Origin of the sequence: Pseudodesulfovibrio sp. lm2024, assembly GCF_051175575.1 — a bacterium.
GTDB lineage: Bacteria > Desulfobacterota > Desulfovibrionia > Desulfovibrionales > Desulfovibrionaceae > Pseudodesulfovibrio > Pseudodesulfovibrio caledoniensis.
In genome coordinates this window covers 1595017-1612163 of the sequence record NZ_CP195092.1, presented here as the reverse complement: position 1 = coordinate 1612163, position 17147 = coordinate 1595017, and the positions used below count along the sequence as shown (strand labels likewise).

15 protein-coding genes are annotated in these 17147 nt (G+C 63.9%); 2 read left to right on the top strand and 13 right to left on the bottom strand.

The window, feature by feature from the left end; all coding sequences use genetic code 11:
* The 5 genes from ACR42D_RS07420 to ACR42D_RS07400 form a co-directional block, all read right to left on the bottom strand.
* Complete coding sequence (locus ACR42D_RS07420; protein ID WP_484566192.1) at positions 1–216, bottom strand: DVU_1557 family redox protein; 216 nt, start codon at positions 214–216, stop codon at positions 1–3.
* Positions 213–2459: a pyridine nucleotide-disulfide oxidoreductase/dicluster-binding protein gene (locus ACR42D_RS07415; protein ID WP_484566191.1), complete on the bottom strand. Its 2247-nt coding sequence runs from the start codon at positions 2457–2459 to the stop codon at positions 213–215. The genes ACR42D_RS07420 and ACR42D_RS07415 overlap by 4 nt, the downstream gene beginning before the upstream one ends.
* Before the next feature lie 66 nt (positions 2460–2525).
* On the bottom strand, positions 2526–5243 hold the full coding sequence (locus tag ACR42D_RS07410) for a molybdopterin-dependent aldehyde oxidoreductase (RefSeq protein WP_484566190.1): 2718 nt from the start codon (positions 5241–5243) through the stop codon (positions 2526–2528).
* A 66-nt stretch (positions 5244–5309) separates the two neighbouring features.
* Positions 5310–6326, bottom strand: coding sequence for a molybdopterin-binding protein (locus ACR42D_RS07405; RefSeq protein WP_484566189.1), 1017 nt, complete (start codon positions 6324–6326; stop codon positions 5310–5312).
* Between the two features lie 891 nt (positions 6327–7217).
* Positions 7218–7706, bottom strand: coding sequence for a YbaK/EbsC family protein (locus ACR42D_RS07400; RefSeq protein WP_484566188.1), 489 nt, complete (start codon positions 7704–7706; stop codon positions 7218–7220).
* Between the two features lie 135 nt (positions 7707–7841).
* On the opposite strand from ACR42D_RS07400, the gene ACR42D_RS07395 reads away from it, so the two are divergent.
* Both ACR42D_RS07395 and ACR42D_RS07390 read left to right on the top strand, forming a co-directional pair.
* Positions 7842–8378: a helix-turn-helix domain-containing protein gene (locus ACR42D_RS07395; protein ID WP_484566187.1), complete on the top strand. Its 537-nt coding sequence runs from the start codon at positions 7842–7844 to the stop codon at positions 8376–8378.
* A gap of 157 nt (positions 8379–8535) precedes the next feature.
* Positions 8536–9759 (top strand): Fic family protein, encoded by a 1224-nt coding sequence (locus tag ACR42D_RS07390; RefSeq protein WP_484566186.1) that lies wholly within the window; start codon positions 8536–8538, stop codon positions 9757–9759.
* A 107-nt stretch (positions 9760–9866) separates the two neighbouring features.
* Here ACR42D_RS07390 and ACR42D_RS07385 read toward each other — a convergent pair whose 3' ends face one another.
* From ACR42D_RS07385 to ACR42D_RS07350, 8 genes are all read right to left on the bottom strand, one after another.
* Positions 9867–10394, bottom strand: coding sequence for a single-stranded DNA-binding protein (locus ACR42D_RS07385; RefSeq protein WP_484566185.1), 528 nt, complete (start codon positions 10392–10394; stop codon positions 9867–9869).
* A 45-nt stretch (positions 10395–10439) separates the two neighbouring features.
* Positions 10440–10781, bottom strand: coding sequence for a hypothetical protein (locus ACR42D_RS07380; protein ID WP_484566184.1), 342 nt, complete (start codon positions 10779–10781; stop codon positions 10440–10442).
* 20 nt (positions 10782–10801) lie between these two features.
* Positions 10802–11452 (bottom strand): biotin/lipoyl attachment domain-containing protein, encoded by a 651-nt coding sequence (locus ACR42D_RS07375; RefSeq protein WP_484566183.1) that lies wholly within the window; start codon positions 11450–11452, stop codon positions 10802–10804.
* 73 nt (positions 11453–11525) lie between these two features.
* A complete protein-coding gene (locus ACR42D_RS07370; RefSeq protein ID WP_484566182.1) occupies positions 11526–13793 on the bottom strand; it encodes an acetyl-CoA carboxylase carboxyl transferase subunit alpha/beta in 2268 nt (755 codons plus the stop codon).
* Between the two features lie 2 nt (positions 13794–13795).
* The gene (locus tag ACR42D_RS07365) at positions 13796–15223 is read right to left on the bottom strand and encodes a biotin carboxylase N-terminal domain-containing protein (protein WP_484566181.1); all 1428 of its coding nucleotides are present in this window, start codon (positions 15221–15223) and stop codon (positions 13796–13798) included.
* 2 nt (positions 15224–15225) lie between these two features.
* Entirely contained in the window at positions 15226–15606 is a 381-nt protein-coding gene (locus tag ACR42D_RS07360) for a PilZ domain-containing protein (protein WP_484566180.1), read from the bottom strand.
* Between the two features lie 36 nt (positions 15607–15642).
* Positions 15643–16389, bottom strand: coding sequence for an OmpA/MotB family protein (locus tag ACR42D_RS07355; protein ID WP_484566179.1), 747 nt, complete (start codon positions 16387–16389; stop codon positions 15643–15645).
* Positions 16386–17141 carry a motility protein A gene (locus ACR42D_RS07350; RefSeq protein ID WP_484566178.1) on the bottom strand — a complete coding sequence of 252 codons (756 nt, stop codon included), beginning with the start codon at positions 17139–17141 and terminating at the stop codon, positions 16386–16388. The genes ACR42D_RS07355 and ACR42D_RS07350 overlap by 4 nt, the downstream gene beginning before the upstream one ends.
* Positions 17142–17147: the final 6 nt, after the last annotated feature.

The following is a 17147-nucleotide window of genomic DNA, read 5'->3' as shown; positions in this document are numbered from 1 at the left end:
CTACTTGTCCTCCAGCAATTGCTCCACCTGGTGCATCTTGCCCAGGGCCAGCGATTCGGGGATGTACACATAGCCGCACTTGGGGCAGGTGGGCAGTTCCACGATGAACTGGGAGTTGAGATAGGTCAGCTCCACCGGTTTCATGGCCAGGTCCTCGTCGCAGGGGCCGCACCGCCAGCCGTCGGCTCCGGTTCCCGGTACCTTGATCATGCTCATGGCTGCCCTCCCTGTATCTGCATGCGATGGCACCAGGTGTCGTGCACCAGGTACCCGTCGTCCGTCTGTTCATATTCCACCCAGTAGGTCACCACGGCCGGGCGGAACGAGGCCAGGAAACGGCCGGTCTCGCCGTGGACCAGATGTCTGCCGGATTGTTCCGCCTGGAGCAGGACCTTCTGTACGTCGCTGGTCAGGATGCGCCGCTCCTCCATGACCGCCGCGCCCGCTTCAGTGCAAATAAACCGAACGGTTTCAAAGGGCTCGGCCGGTGCGCCGTCCGTTTCGCTCCACAGTTCGCGCAACAACTTCTCGCGCAGATGGACGCGGTTCTCGCGCCGCTCGGAATGGCCCGGCGTAGGCCGCGCGCCCGCCCCCTCCGCGCCCGGATAAACCAGGTCGTAGAGGTGCACGGCCGTCTTGCCGGTCCGGGCGATCATCTCCCGGCACATGGCGCAGTAGGTCACGTAATCCTCATCCACCGCGTCGGCTCGCGCCTTGGCCGCGGCCTGGCCGAGGGCCGGGTCCACCTCGTTGAGCAGGCCGCCGTAGCCGCAGCACTGTGTCAGCTCACCGGTATACTCCGGCTCGACCACGGACACCCCGAGGGAATCCAGAAGGTTGCGCACGTCGCCACGCAGGGCGCCGTCCTCGCGGGCCGCACACGGGTCGTTCACGGCCAGGGTCCCGCCCTTCTTCACAGCGGACTGGGGCAGGCCGAGCGCGCTCAGGATGGACCAGTGGGAAACGATCTCCGCCTCGGGCATGGCTTCGCGCAGAATCTTGATGCAGGAAGGACAGGCCGCGATGATGCGCGGCGAGCCGAGTCCCTGCCAGGCCGATTTCAGTTCGGCCAGGGACTCCTTGAACAGCGCGTCGCGCCCGGACCAGGCGGCCGGAGCGCCGCAGCAGCGCAGGATCAGCCCGACCTTGCCCAGCCGCTGGCGCAGGTCCGCATAGGCGCGCTCCGCCCCGCCGGGGTCGGTGGCGGTCAGCTGGCAGCCGGGGAAAAAGACGTATTCGCTCGAATCCGCGCCCGGCGCATGCCGGGCGAGGGCGCACTTGTCGCCGTCGGCAAAGGCCATGTCGCGCAGGGCGAACTCGTGAGCCGAGGGCGGCATGGTCCCCTTTGCGATCATGTTCCGCCGCGCCTCCAGGCAGACGTCGCCCATGGCGAAGTCCTCGGGGCAGACCGTGTCGCACAATCCGCAGAGCATGCACGAGTTGATCATCTTGTTGGCCTGGCGCGTGCCCCGGACTATGGCCTCGTTGTTGTAGACCTGGCGGACGTAGACCTTGGGGTACTGCTTGTAGTGCTTGAGGTAGACGCATCCCTTGACGCACTCCATGCACTCGCACTTGAGGCAGCGGGCGGCTTCCTCAACGGCATGCGCCTCGTCGTACCCGTCGCCCACGGGCACCGGCGCGGCCGGTTCGACCTTGGACACGTTGGTGTACAGGCGCGTGTCGTACGGTCCTTCGAGCTCGCGGCTCTTGACCATGGACACGCCCTGGGAAAATCGCATGATGGAATTGGCCGCGCGCCTACCGGCAGCGGCCTGAAACACCGGGGAAGCCTCGCCCGCGCGGCTGGCGAACAGCCCGAGCCGGTTGGTGCCCAGGGTGACCTCGTCCGGCTCGCCGAAGTAGCAGACCGGTTCGGGCACGCCGTCGCAGTCCACAAAGACCGCGTCGCACGCCTCCAGCTGGCCTTCGACCAGCTCCTGGCTGAGCGTCACCTCCTGTTTGATGGTCACGCCCATGCGGTCCATGGCCTCCAGCTCGCTGCCGAGCACTCCCTCGGGCAGGTCGAAACCGACCTCGGGCGCGTCGCAGAACACGGTCACGGAGAACCCCTTGCGGGCAATCTCCCAGGCCGCGCACAGGCCGGTCATGGAGCCGCCGACCACGGCCACGGTCTTGCCGTTGCGCGGCAGGGGCCGGGGCGGCTTGGCCGGTTGGGCCGCGCCCGCCAGAAAACGCTCAAGGGAGCCCATCTCAATGGGACCGCCCTTCTCGCCGCGCAGGCAGGCAGCCTTGCACGGCGCGTCACATATCCGGGCGAGGACACCGGGCAGCGGCATGGTCTTGGCCAACACGGCCCACGCCTTGTCCACGCGGCGCGCGGCCAGCAGGGAGCAACATTCGCGGGCGTCGACATGCAGGGGACAGGCCGCCACGCACTTGGGCGGTTCCTCCTGAATACACTTGCTTTCCCATTGTCTCAGTTCCGATTGTTCCATGGGTCCCCACTTACGGAAAAAAGCGGCCCATGCCAAGGCATGGGCCGCTGTTGTTACGGTTTTACACTAGCCCTTCATGGCGGCGAGCACCTTCTCGGGGTAAGCGGGCAGGTGGCGGATACGCGCACCACAGGCGTTGTAGATGGCGTTGATGACCGCAGCGTGCGGAGCGGTCAACGGCATCTCGCCGACGCCGGAAGCACCGAAGGGACCATCGGCACGCGGGGTCTCCACGTAGATGATCTCCATGTCGTCCGGGATGTCCTTGATGTAGGGCATGCCCGCGCCGGCCATGTTGGAGTGCTTCTTGATGTCCTCGTAGTCCTCGGTCAGCGCCAGGCCGATGCCCTGGGCCACGCCGCCGTGGATCTGGCCGTCCACCAGGAGGTAGTTGTTGACCACGCCGATGTCGGCCACGGTGACCATCTTCTCGACCGTGGTCTTGCCGGTGGCGGTGTCCACGGAAACCAGGGACAGGAACACGCCGTACATGTAGCAGCAGAACGGGTTGCCCTGGCCGTTGGCGTCGCAGTCGTTGGCCGGAGCGCTCCACTTGCCGTGGTACAGCAGCTCGAGTCCGTCGGCGACCATTTCCGCATAGGTGCGGAAGGAGCCGTCGGGCTTCTGCATGGCGGCCACGAGCTGGTCGCAGGCGTTCTTGGTGGCCTGGCCCACGACGACCTGGGAGCGGCTGCCGCCGGCCGGACCGGCCGCGGGAGCGAAGCTCGTGTCGCCCATCATCAGATGGATCTGATCCGGGGTCAGGTTCAGGGGACGCAGGGCCTCGTGGGCCGTGCCCAGGGTACCCATGTCCGCGCCCTGGCCGTGGTCGCCCCAGGCGGAGTACACGGTCACGGTGCCGTCCTCGTTCAGGGCGATGTCGACCTCGGCGGTGTCCGGGCCGTCCAGGCCGGAACCGTACACGCCTACGGAGACGCCCACGCCGAGCTTCTTGGCATCGGTGGAGTTCTCGGCCGCGTACTTCTTGAATTCCTCGTACTTGGGACGGACCTTGTCGATCATCTCAGGCAGGGAATAGACCTCGGGGTCCTGGCCGGTGGGGGTGGTGGAACCTTCGCGGTAGACGTTCTTGTAGCGCAGTTCCAGCGGATCCATGCCCAGCTTCTCGGCCAGTTCGTCCATGCACACCTCGGAGGGGAACTCCGCCTCGGGAGCGCCGTAGCCGCGGAAGGCCGCGCCCCAGCAGTGGTTGGTGCACACGGTGCGGCCTTCGCCGCGGATGGCCGGGATGTCGTAGCCCGCGCCGATGTACTGCGCGCCGCGCAGGGTCAGCAGATCGCCGAACTCGGAGTACGGGCCGTGGTCCACGGTCCAGTCGGTCTCCATGCCGAGCAGCTTGCCGTCCTTGGTGGAGGCCAGGCGCACGGTGGTGAACTGCGGCGAACGCTTGCCGGTGTACTGCTGCTGCTGTTTCCATGTGTAGTTCAGGTAGACCGGACGGCCGGTGGCCAGGGCGGCCGCGCCAACCAGCGCTTCCATGGTCGGGGAGAACTTGTAGCCGAAGGTGCCGCCCGTGGGGTTCTGGACCATGACCATGTTCTCGGGCTCCACGCCCAGACCGGGAGCGATCATGAGCATGTGCAGGTGGATACCAATGGATTTGGAGTGGATGACCAGCTTGCCCTCGTCCCCGATGTAGGCGAACCCGACATCCGGTTCGATGGGCATGTGCGGCTGGCGCTGCGTGTAGTAGTCGCCCTCGACAACCACGTCGGCGGCGTCGAAGATGGGCTTGGTGTCCGGTCCCTTGGCCTCTTTCTGGATGTAGTAGACGTTGGGGGTGCCGGGATGGATCTCGATGGCGTCCTCGGCCATGGCCGCGGGAGCGCTCATGTACTCGGGCAGCTGCTCGAGCTCGACCTTGACCTTGGCCGCGCCTTCCTTGGCCGCAGCCGGGCTCTCGGCGCAGACAATGGCGATGGCGTCGCCGTACTGGAAGATCTTCTCGTCGCACAGGATGGGACGATCCCAGCCGTCGCCGAGGTTGGTCGGGAAGGTGATCAGACCGGTGATGCGGTTCTTGCCCTTGACGTCCTTGTGGGTGACGACCTTGTGCACGCCGGGAACGGCCTCGGCCTCGGTCACGTCGATGGACAGGATGTTGGCGTGGGAAACCTCGGCCTGGACCAGCTCGCAGTACAGGCTTCCGGGAGGCAGGCGCAGGCCCATGTCGGCGCCGAAGTCCCAGGTGCCGGTGACCTTGGCCACAGCGGAGGGGCGCGGATAATGGGTATTCCAGATACGGCCGTCCTCGGGGATCTTGAAGATGAGATCGTCCATGGACTTGTCGCCGCGCATGACTTCGGCGGCGGCCATGACCGCGTCGACCAGCGGTTTATAGCCGGTGCAGCGGCATACGTTCTTGTGCTTCTGGAACCAGTCGCGGACTTCGTCGCGGGTCGGGCTGGGGTTCTCGGTCAGAAGCGCGTAGGTGGACACCAGGAAGCCGGGCGAGCAGAAGCCGCACTGCGCGCCGCCGAAGGCGATCCAGGCCATCTGGATGGGATGCAGGCTGCCGGGGGTACCCAGACCCTCAAGGGTCATGATTTGGGTGCTGTTTTTGACCCGTTTCATCTTCACGGTACAGGACCGGACCAGTTTGCCATCCCGCAGGATGGTGCAGCTGCCGCACTGGCCGGTTCCGCAACCGACTTTCACGCTGGTCAGTCCCAGGTTCTGGCGCAACACGTTGGCCAGGGACTCTTCAGGTTCGCACACTACGACCCTGGAGACTCCGTTTACTTGGAGCGTCCGTTTGATCATGACAGTTTTCCTCCTAATTTGTTCTCTCTGTCTCGCAGATAGGTTGGGTTCCCAAGGAACCTTGATCTATTTACCGAAGGGGCAGATGGGATAGCGGCAGACCTCGCAGGTCGCGCAGAATCCCCCATGCCCCAAGGATACGATGTCTTCACGGGTGATCTTCTCCCCGGCCAGCAGGCGCGGGACGATCAGATCGAACACGGACGCCCGGTAGTACATGACGCAGCCGGGCAGCCCGAGAATGGGCACGCCGTTCAATTCCGCGACCATGAACATGACCCCGGGGAACGTGGGGGAACCGTAGGTGATGACGTCCGCGCCGGTCAGCCGGATGGCCGTAGGCGTCTGGTCGTCCGGGTCCACGGACATGCCGCCCGTGACCACGACCATCTCCGCGCCCCCGGCGATGAAGGCCATGATCGCGTCGCGGGTCATGGCCGGGTCGTCCGAGGTCAGGGTCTGGCCCATGACCTCGGAGCCGAGGGTGGAGAATTTCTTGCGGATGACCGGGCCGAACTTGTCCTTGATGCGGCCGTGGTAGACCTCGCTGCCGGTGGTCACCAGGCCCACGGACAGCCGCCGGAAGGGCCGGATGCCGACCACGTAGTCGTACTCGGCGCAGATGGCCTCCACCTGCTCGATCTTCTTCTCGTCGATAACCAGCGGGACCACGCGGGTGCCGGCCACCGGACGGGTCTCGGTGACCTGCTGGCCGGTGTGCAGGGTGGCCAGGACCACCTCTTCGATGGAATTTATGCGGTTGAGGGCCTCGACGTTGACGTCGAGCAGGCCGGGATCGGCGATGAAGTTGATGCGCCCCTCGGACACGTCCGACAGGGTGATGTTCGGGCCGACGGCCGCGTTGGCTATGCGGTGGGCGGCCTCGTTTTCGTGGATGCAGCCCTTTTCCATATCCAGGACGTAAATATGCTCCTTGCCTATCTCGAGCAGCGTCTGGATGTCTTCTTCCATTATGACGTGTCCCTTGCGGAACACCGGCCCCTTGGACTCCCCGGGGACGATCTTGGTCATGTCGTGGCAAAGCACCATGCCCACGGCATCCTGTACTGGTACGGTCTTCATTACTCCTCCACTAAAGACTCCGTATATGGTCCGCCGCCCCTTGCCGCGGGACGGCCCGGCTTATCATTGCTTACATGAGCGATGATTATGTCTAAACAAGCATAATAAATGGGTATAACTCCCCTTACACGCTCGTCAGCCACCTTTTCCGGCACACCCTTTATTATGCCGACTTGGACCTAACTTATTCCGTTGAATGATCCAGGTCAACCACCTCTATTCAATTTAGCCTATATTTTTCATTATGTTAGGTGTGCACTTTTCGAACACAACACCATTCCGGACAGGCCCGACAACACGGCAAAAGCCTGCCCGAAGCCACGGTCCTTTCCAGCAACATTCTGAAAAAGGAGAGAATCCGAAAAACGGACATGCGGTCACTTTTCCACTTGCGGACCGGATCCCGATCCGCCGGTGCGCCCCCGATTGGGTCGCGTGGCGACCCGGGGAAGGAAAACGCCCGCAACCACTTCGATCACCGCCATGATTTTTCCTCTGCGGACGAAGGGACTGAACCCGAGGCATACGCCTGCCGCGTCGCGGCAAGGTTCATTTCTTGAGCAAGAATCGGTCCATTATGTTTATGTAGGCACAGTACGGCGTTACGCTGTTTTCACCCAGTGTGTCATTGTGCCCTTTCAGACATGATTTCCGGGTCGCCTTGCCAGATATATTGCCTGAACCAACATAAACATCATAATTACAACATGTTACAATATGTTTCTTTTTGACACACCAAAATAGGCCAAGTGTGTCACAATATCATGCTCCAAGCGGCCTTCTGTCCTATAAAAGTGAACCGGGGCCGCAAAAGGCGAAAGCCGCGTCCCGAGACACGGCTTTCAGCGGTAACCTTCTGTCGATGCAAGCAATGCGGTTTCGACCAGGCGGTCACTCTTCTTCACGCAGATCGATCCACTGGCCGCCGGTGAGCGCCCCGAGACGGTCCGGCGTGAGCCGGAAGACCGCGTGCGGCGTTCCGGCCGCCGCCCATATCTCCGCGAACTGCCTCAGGTCCTTGTCCAGCACGGTGCGCAGGGGCGTCGCATGGGCAACGGGCGGGATGCCTCCAATGGCGAATCCGGTGCGATCCTTGACGAAATTTCCGTCCGCACGGCACAGTTCCAGGGAGACGGCGGCGCGCACTTTGGCCGCGTCCACTCGGTTCACGCCCGAGGCCACTACCAGAACCGGCTCGCCCGTGGCCCCGTCGCGAAAAATCAGGGACTTGGCTATCTGCCCCACGGTGCAGCCGATGCTCCCGGCCGCGTCCACGGCCGTCCTGGTGGACGAATCCAGCTCCTTGACGTCAAAGTCATCTCCCTGTTTAGACAGGAAATCCTGCACTCTTTGCGCGCTCTTGCTCAGTCTTTTCTCCATACGGTCTCTCCTCGTATTCCCGGTCCGGACCGGTTCTTCTTGCCCGGCGGCCGGACTCCTGCTAACTCTTTTTTGTGCGTTATAACGCATTTCATCGAAGCTATCACCGTACGCTATAGCGCACAAGGAGAAACCATGGCAGCGGATGACATCAGGGAATCCATAGCCGGACGGCTGAAGGCATGCCGGAAGGAGCGGGAAATGAGCCTGGACAAGGCGGCCCTGCTCACCGGCGTGTCCAAGGCCATGCTCGGCCAGATCGAACGCCGCGAATCCGCGCCGACCATCGCCACCCTGTGGAAGATCGCCAGTGGGCTGGACATATCCTTCTCATCGTTCTTCGCGTCCGAGGGGGGCTCGGACTTCCGCCAGGTGCCCTTTCCCAACGACCGGAACATGGCCATCCGGGTGATCTTTCCCTTTGACGCGGCCACGCGCATGGAGATGTTCGAGGTCACCCTGACCAACCGGCACCACCAGCGCTCCCCCGGCCACCGGTTCGGGGTGGTGGAGCACGCGGTGACCATCAGCGGCGTGCTGGACCTGATCTACGAGGGCCGGGTGCACCGGCTCAAGCCGGGCCAGTCCCACCGCTTCCACGCGGACGTGGCCCACCAGTACCGGGCGGTCACCGATACCGTCGTGTTCCAGGACATCATCTGCTACACCTAGGGTCGCCTGGCCGTGCTGGGCCGGCCGATCCGGAACCAGCCAACAAACCAGCCAAACCAACAGAGACACACCCTATTGACTGAGCATAAAATCATGTATATCTAGACTAGTAGAAACAGATTAAAACCAGCCAACAAACCAGCCAAATGGAGGCGGCATGAAGCCGATACTGCCCCACGGAGCCCTCCTCGGTCCCCTCAAGGACCTCGCCCAGGACGTCACCGCGACTTCGGCGGCCCTGGAAGGCCGCGTGGCCCTGGACACAGCCCGGGTCCTCGGCGACCAGCTGCGCCTGATCAATTCCTTCTACAGCAACCTCATCGAAGGCCATAAAACCTATATCCCGGATATCCAGAAGGCCTTGAACGGCCACTACAGCCGGGACGCGGGCAGCCGCTACGCCCAGGAGCTGTGCCGGGCCCACGTGGTCGCGGAAAAGGCGCTCATGGACCGGGTGGAACAGGCCCCGGAGACGAACGTCAGCTCGCCGGAGACCCTGCGGACCATCCACCGCGAATTTTACTCCCACCTGCCGCCCGAGCACCGGTTCACCCATGAGGAGCACGGCTTCACCGACATCGAGGTCCGGCCCGGAGAGTTCCGCGACGTCGAGGTGGCGGTCCACCGCGACGCGGGAACCCACGGCCCGAGCTGCACCGACCTTCCCGCCTGTCTGGAGCGATATGCGCAGGACTACGACGTGGGCCGCTACCACGGAGACGAGAAGCTGATCGCCATGGCCGCCGCCCACCACCAGCTGACCTGGCTGCATCCTTTTCGGGACGGCAACGGCCGCGTCTGCCGCCTGCACTCCGGCCTGTTCATGGCCCGCTCCAAGATCAACCGGGGCAACCTGTGGTCCCTGTCGCGCGGCCTATCCCGGCGCAAGCAGGAGTACATGATCAACCTCTTTTCCGTGGACCCCGCGCCCGACGACACCCCGGAGGCCCTGAACGAACGGCTGGCGGACTTCTGCGAGTTCTTCCTCGGCGTCTGTCTGGACCAGGCCCAATTCATGACCAACCAGTTGCGGCTGGAAAAGATTGAACAGCGCATCGAGTGGTTCGTGCGCGAACGCTCGCAGCGTAGCGCCGACCGCCTCCCCCTGCGGGCCTCGCGCCTGTTGCGGGCGGTCTTCATGCAGGGGCGGGTTCCCAGGGGCCAGGTCCCGGCAATCCTGAACACGAGCGAGACGAGCTCCCGGCGGCTCGTCCGCCAACTCACGGACGAAGGGCTGCTGACCTCCGAGTCCCACCGCGCGCCCTTGAAGGTGGCCCTGCCCATGCACGTCATGCCCTATTACTTCCCGTCCCTGTACCGCCCGGACGTGCTCGGCCCGGAATACACCGAGTTGCTCGGCGCGGACCTGCCCGAGGCGTAGGGTTTTCATTGCGAACAAAAGGCGCAAAAAAAGAGGGTGGCCGAAACCACCCTCCGATTTTTTGTTCTCCGCACCGGACCGGATGCCCGGCACCGGCCATCGGCTCATCAGAACGGCACGTCGTCCATGCCGCTGGCCTCGGACGGGAAGGCGGGACCGAGGTCCTCTTCGTCCTGCTGCGGATAGCCGTTCTGCTGCGGGGGATTCTGCTGCGGACGATTCTGCTGATAGCCGCCCTGCTGCTGATACCCGCCCTGCTGCTGGTAGCCGCCCTGCTGAGCAGGCTGCTGGCCGTCGGGGGCGCGGTCCAGACCCTGGATGCTGTCGGCCACGATCTCCGTGGTGTAGCGGTCCTGGCCGTCCTGCCCCTGCCACTTGCGGGTCTGGAGCTTGCCTTCGACCATGACCAGGCGGCCCTTGCCGATGTAGTTGCCCACGAACTCGGCCTGCTGACGCCAGGCCACCACGCGGTGCCACTCGGTGCGCTCGACCTTTTGGCCGGTCTGCCGGTCGCGGTATCCTTCGTCCGTAGCCACGGAGAAGTTCGCCACGGCCTGACCGGAGCCGGTGTAGGAAACCTTCGGATCCTGGCCGACTCGGCCCACAATGATCACTTTATTTAAACTGCCAGCCATTTCAACTCCTTACCTGACAATGGTTCGTCTTACAGAAAAGCAATATCAAAAATCGGCGGCAATGTCTTCCAGCGCGTCCATGGTATCTTCCAGGGCGTAGGTCAGCTTGTCCGCCTCGCCGGGCTGCCAGTCGCCGAGGGCCTTTTCAATGGCCTGTCGCAACTCGTCGGCCTTTTCGGCGTCCGCCTTCAGGGCCTTGGCCTGGTTATCGGGGATGAGCCCGGCCCGGACCGCGTCGAAGACCGCGTCGGCCAGCTCCATGACGCCCTTCTTGGGGATGACGGAGCTGTCCTGCCAGGCCAGTTTCCACAGGGACGGCCACGCCTTGCGCACCTCGTCCTCGCTGTACGTCCACGCCGACACCCGAACCTGAAGCAATCTGCCCATGGCGCGCCTCCGCTGTTTGCCTACGCCTCTTCTTCCCACTCGCTCTGGATACGGGCCACCACATCCTGGATGACCGTGAGCTGGTCCTCGGGGCAGACGCCGATGAGGGGCTCGCCCTCGTCCACGTTATCGCCCCGGCCGAAGTAGACGGAGTAGATGATGCCCTCGGGCCCGGAATAGGCCAGGGGGGTCTCCCGCTTCATGCGGGACACGATGAGAAATTCCATGCCGTCCTGGACCTTGACCGAGCGCTTGCCCGAGACCTTGAGCTTCTGGTCCACCTCGGGGACGAAGTAGTACTTGGCCCGTTCCGGGGCGCGGAACAGGTACAGGGCCTCCTGCAGGATCAGTTCGATGACTTCCTTGCGGGTCAGGTAATGCTTGATGGTCACCAGCGGCTCGCCCGCCTCCACGAACTGCCCCTCGTGCCGGGTGTGCACGGCCTCGATCACGCCCTTCTCCGGCGCCAGGATGGGCTTCTCGTTCTTCTCGCGGGTCAGGTGGGCCAACAGGGTGCCGGGCTTTTCCAGAAACTCGCCGCGCGGGCCGTGGACCTTTTCGCCGGGCTTGACGGACGCGAACGAAACCACCCCGGTATGCGGGGCGCGGACCACGATCTCGCGGTAGGGAGACGCCTTGACTTTATCGAGCAACTCTTTGATATTTAGCACTATTTATCCTCTATTACGCTTCGATTCGTGTTTGTTTGAAACACGGGACGCGCTCGGGGGTGTCTCATAAAAATCAGCGATAGTAAAGGTTGCGCCCGCCCATGGTCAGCAGCGACTGGTGGAGGTTCTTTTTAACCTCCCGACGGTCCCAGATGCCGTGGATGTGGCCGCGTGACAGGGCGTGGTACGCCCTGTGGTAATTGGGCGGCACGGCTATGCCCGTGGTCTCGGAGATGACCCCGGGCCCGGCAAAGCCGATATTCGAGGACTGGACCGCGAACTGGTACGGCGAGCACCCCAGGAAGCTGGCCACGGGGCCGGCGTAGGAGTTGGTGTCGTAGAGCACCAGGTACAGGCCGCCCGCGTCTATGTAACGACGCACGGCGATGGTGCAGCGCGGCATCTGGATGACCCCGTTGACGCCCTCCTGGATGCGGATGCCCGCCGTGCCGTGCACGTAGGCGATGAACGGCTGGCGCTTGCGCGTGGCCCGCTCGGCCGCGCGGATGAACTTCTCGCCCTCGGCCGCGCCCACCGAACCGCCCCGAAACGGCGCGCAAAGCACGGCCACCACGGCGTCCACCTCCTCGATGGAGGTCTCGAAGGTGATGCATGCGGACTTGAGCCCGGTACGCTCCTTGGCCTTGTCCAGCTTGGTGTCGAATTTCTCGTAGCCCAGGGGGTTGATGGACTCCAACTGCTGGTTGAACTCCTTGGACTCGCTGTAGTCGAAGACGTTCTGCAGGTACCAGCGGTACTCCATGGGAAAATGGTGGCCGCAGGACGGGCAGACCCCGGCGAAATCGCCGAACAGGTCCGGCACCCACAGGTCCGGGCAATGGTGGGTGCGCACGTTGGGACAGGAGATGGTCCGGTCCTCCTGGCTGCGCGGGCTGGTCCAGGCCCACTCGCTGCCCACCAGGCAGGCCCCGTCCTCCGGGCTGGAGAGCCGGGTCAGTTTGTCCACCACGGCGTCGCCCACCTTGGGCTGGGAATTGCCGTTACCGGGCAGGACCTTGTCCAGGGTCTTCTTCAGCGGCATGAGCACCTTGTGCCGAACCAGATGGGCCTCGGCCCCGAGGTCCTCGAACATGGCGTTGAGCCGCTTCTTCTGGCGGCCGAGCAGGTCGTAGCGCAGGAAGGAATGGGTCGCCCAGATGGTCCCCTTGGTGGCGGCCACGGCCCGGGTGATCACCCCGGTGCCGTCCAGGCGGGCGTTTCGGCTCATGGCCCGGAATTTTCTCTGGCGCTGCTCCACGAGCCGGGCCAGGGCGGACTGCGACAGGGTCCAGCGCATGTAGATGGACTCGGCGTCGTCGGTCTTGGTGGTGCGCACGGCCATGGCCCGGTAGAGCTTCATGGACTTGACCGAGCTGACCACCTCGTTGGTGGTCTGGATCAGCTCGCGCCTGAGCTCGCGGAAAAAGTCGTAGTGGGACGGCCGGGCCCCGAGCGGCGGCTCCCTGAGCACGCGGTCCACATAGCCGTTTTGCAGGTTGTCGTCGGCGGTGATGCACAGCTGGCGGGCGCACTTCTCGATCAGTTCGGGCGTGGTCCGGTCCCCGCTGCGCAGCCCGGCCTCGATGGCCGCCGCGCCCTCGGGCGAGATGACCGAATAATAGCCGTGGGAGAGCATGATCCGGCGGTCGGCCAGGCCGATGGCCTCGGCCCCGCCCGAGCCGCCCTCGGAGAAGACGGCCACCACGGGCACGCGCAATCCGGCCAGCTCGTACAGGTTGCGGGCGATCTGCTGGGCCGCGCCCGGCCAGTCCTCCACAGGGTACGCCCCGGGGGTGAATACGAAGGTGTGCACCGGGATGTTCTCGGTCTCGGCCACCTTCATGTAGTGCAGCGCCTTGGCGTTGCCCCACGGCTTGACCGAACCGCCGTTGCGGAACGCTTCGCCGTGGCCCTTTTCCTGGCCGATGACCATGACCATCTGGTTGATGACCTTGTCCCCCACCCTGCGGGAGAACACGGCCCGTGCGATGAGCATGCTCGGGTCGATGTTGTATTCGCCCCGCCCGCCGATCTCGGTGTAGTTGTCGTAGACGTTCTCCAGGATGTCCTTGAGGCAGATGCGCTGGGGATGACGGACGATGCGCACCCGGTCCATGGGCGTCAGGGTGGTGTCGAGCTTGCGCTCGGAAAAATCGAACAGGTCCTCGATGCGCGCCAGTTCCTCGCGCTTGACCCCGCCCGGCACGGACTGGTGGCGCTCCAGCATCTCGCCGAACTTGGCGGACAGCAGCCGGATGGACTCGTCCTCGCGGTTGGCGAAGATGTCGTTGATGTAGGTCAGGCGGTCCCTGATGCCCTGAATTCTTCGTTCCCTGTCCATGCTCAGAACTCCAGGAGCCTGCCGGTCTTGGCCTTCAGGTATTCGACGTTGCTGTAAAATTCATTGGAAACGCCGCCGCACTCCCCCTCCAGGGTCAGGCTGTCCAGGAACTCCAGCCCGCGCGCCTTGGCCTCGGCCAGGTCGCTTCCCCAGACGATGGCCAGGGCCAGGTTCGGGTCGTATTCCATGGGGATCTCGTAGGCGCCGTCCGTGGGTACGTGGGTGTGGACCTGGAGCCAGTCGCGCTCGGGCCAGCCCAGCCGGGTAATGGTTCCGGCGCAGGGCGTGAACCGGTTGTTCGTGTTCTCGGCCACCAGCCGGTACTCGATGCCCACGCCCTCGAAGGTGATGTCCTCCTGCGTGTAGCGCAACGGCTCGCCCAGGGCCAGGCGGATCTGCTCGGTGATGATGTCCACCGGCTGGCCGTTCACCCTGGAGATGACCGCGGACACACCGTTCTCCACCTGAATGCGGGTGTTGACCTCCATCAGGAACGGCTCGCCGCGCGGGGTGATGATCCACTCCCAGGTGCCTACGTTGTCGTAGTAGGTCTCGCGGGCCATGGCCAGGGAGTGCGCCGTGATCTCGGACAGCACCCGGTCGGCGTCGAAGGTGTAGGAGACCACGCCCGGCGCGAAACCCGGCGCGACCTCGATGCGCTTCTGCTTGCCCGTGGACTGGACCGAGCAATTGCGCGTGCCGAAATGGACGTGCTGCCCCCCTCCCCGCGCGGAGACCACCTGGACCTCCAGGTGGTTGAAATCGAAGATGCGCTGCTCGATAAGCACGCCCTCGTCCCCGAAATTTCGCTTGGCGTAGTTGCGGATACGCCGAAACACGGAGCGGAACTCGTTGATGTCCCCGACCTCCTCGATGCCCATGCCCCCGCCGCCAGCCGAGGCCTTGACCATGATCACCCCGTCCACGATACCCTGGCAGGCCTGGAACTCGAACAGGGAGGAGGCGATCTCGTCCGCCTCGATCTCGCTGTACACCGGACGGTCCGAGCCGGGCACGGTGGGCACGTTCAGGGAGCGGGCGATGCGCTTGGTGTTGATCTTGTCGCCCAAATCGCGGATGACCCACCAGCTGGGCCCGATGAACTCCATGGGCCGGTCGCGCCGGACCACGCGCCGGGCGAAGCGGAAGTCCTCGGCGAAGAACCCGTAGCCGGGATGCACGGCCGTGGCCCCGCTCGCGTCGGCCACGGAGAATATCTCGTTGGCGTCCAGGTAGGAGGAGATGGTGTGGACCGCGCCGTCCCCGGCCAGCTCGCGGGCCAGCCGGACGTGCCCGGACTCCCTGTCCGCGGCCGTGCATACGCAGACGAAATCGAGCCCCAGGCGACGGCACGCGGCCATGACCCGCATGGCGATCTCGCCTCGGTTGGCTATGAGGACCTTGTGGCGGTCGATGTTTCCGGTTTGCACTGTCAGCCTTGCTCGCGCTTTTTCTTGCGCAGGGCGATGAGTCTTTTCTGCACCTCGAGAACCAGCTTGTCGAGCTTGATCTGCCGCTGCCGGTCCAGGTCCACGAAATTCAGCCCGACGATGCCGTTGTCGTGCACGCGCATGCACACGGCCCGGGCTCCGCCGAGGAACAGCCTGTTCTTGATCAGCAGCTCCACCTCGTAGTTCTCCTTTTCGGAGAAACGGCCGCTCTTGTCGATGACCGCGAAGCCGGTGGCGCTGAGGTCGGACACCTCATGGACGACGTCCAGGCCGGGGAACCGCGCGGTCAACCCCGGAACCTTGGTGCGGAAGGCCTTGCGCAGGCGTTCCTCTTCGTCGGGCAACTGTATGTTGAAATCCATAAATCCCCCAAAGGATCCCTTGTCTCCGCCCGAAGGCTATTTGCCGGATACCCGCTTTTCCAGGATGAACTCCACCCGCCGGTTCTTGGCCCGATACTCCGCGGAGGTGTTCGGGTACAGCGGGTTGAGATAGGCCAGCCCCGTGGCCGTCAGCCGGGTGGATTCCAGGCCCATCTTGAGCAGTTCGCGCAGCACGTTGACCGCGCGCATGGCCGAAATCTCCCAGTTGTCCTTGAAACGCGAGTTGCCGCTCGGCCGAACGTTGTCGGTGTACCCGACGATCTTGATGTTCTGGTCCTTGTGCTTGATGAAAAAGTCCTTGAGGTCGTTGACCAGTTCCACGCCCTTGGGCGTGAGCCCCACCTGGCCGGACTGGAACATGACGTCCCCGGGCACCCGCAGGGTGATGATCCCATCCTCGAAGTTGGCGCTGACCAGCCCCTCCACGCCCTTCTTGGTCTGCAGGGTCTTGACCTCGGCAAAGACCTTGCGCTGGGACTCGATGATCTGACGCCGCATCATGGCCTGGTCGATCAGCACCCCGGCCTCTTCCCGGGTGATCCGGCTGGTGGAAATCTTGTCCATCTTGCCCTGCAGGGCCTGGGTCACCGAAGAAAAGGTGTCCGAAAACTTCTGCGTGTCGATGGTGGACATGGAATAGAGGAGTATGAAAAAGACCAGAAGCAACATGGACAGGTCGGCGAAGGTGGTCAACCACTCGTTGTCGTCGCCCTCGTCTTCGCTGAAGTCGAGCAACAGGTCGTCGTCATATTCGCTGCTCATCGCTGGGTCTCCCGCTCGACCGGGGCCAGGAAGGACGACAGCTTCTCATAGACCAACCGAGGGTTGTTGTTCTCAAGGATGGACTTGGCCCCCTCGAAGATGACCTCCAGGTGCAGCTGTTCCTGCAGGGTGCGGGCCTTGAGCTTGGCCGCAATGGGAATGAAGAAGAGCGTGGACATGGCCGACCCGTAGAAGGTCGTCAGGATGGCCACGGCCATTGCCGGGCCGATGGACTTGGGATCGTCCAACTGGGAGAGCATCTGGACCAGGCCGATGAGCGTGCCCATCATTCCGAAGGACGGAGCCAGGGCGGCCAGCCGCTTGAACACGTCCTGGGCCACCTGGTGGCGGCGGCGCATGGAGTTGATCTCGATGGACAGGGTGGAACGGATGAGCGCCGGGTCCGCATTGTCCGCGATGAGCTGGCAGGATTTCTTGAGGACCATGTTCTCGGTCTGGACGTTCTCCAGGGCGATGAGCCCCTCGCGGCGGCTGATCTCGGCCACCTTGACCATGATGTTGACCACGTCGCGGGTGCGGCTCTTGCGCCCGACGAACATCTTGAACGCGGCCTTGAAGGACTGTATGATCTCTTCGAACGGGAAGGCCACCAGGATGGAGGCGAGCGTACCGCCGATAACAATCATCATGCCGGGAACATTGATGAAAACGTCGACCGCTCCACCAAGGATAATGGCCCCGGTGATGAGCGACAATCCCACGGCGAGACCAAGTAGTGTCACGATATCCATAAAGCG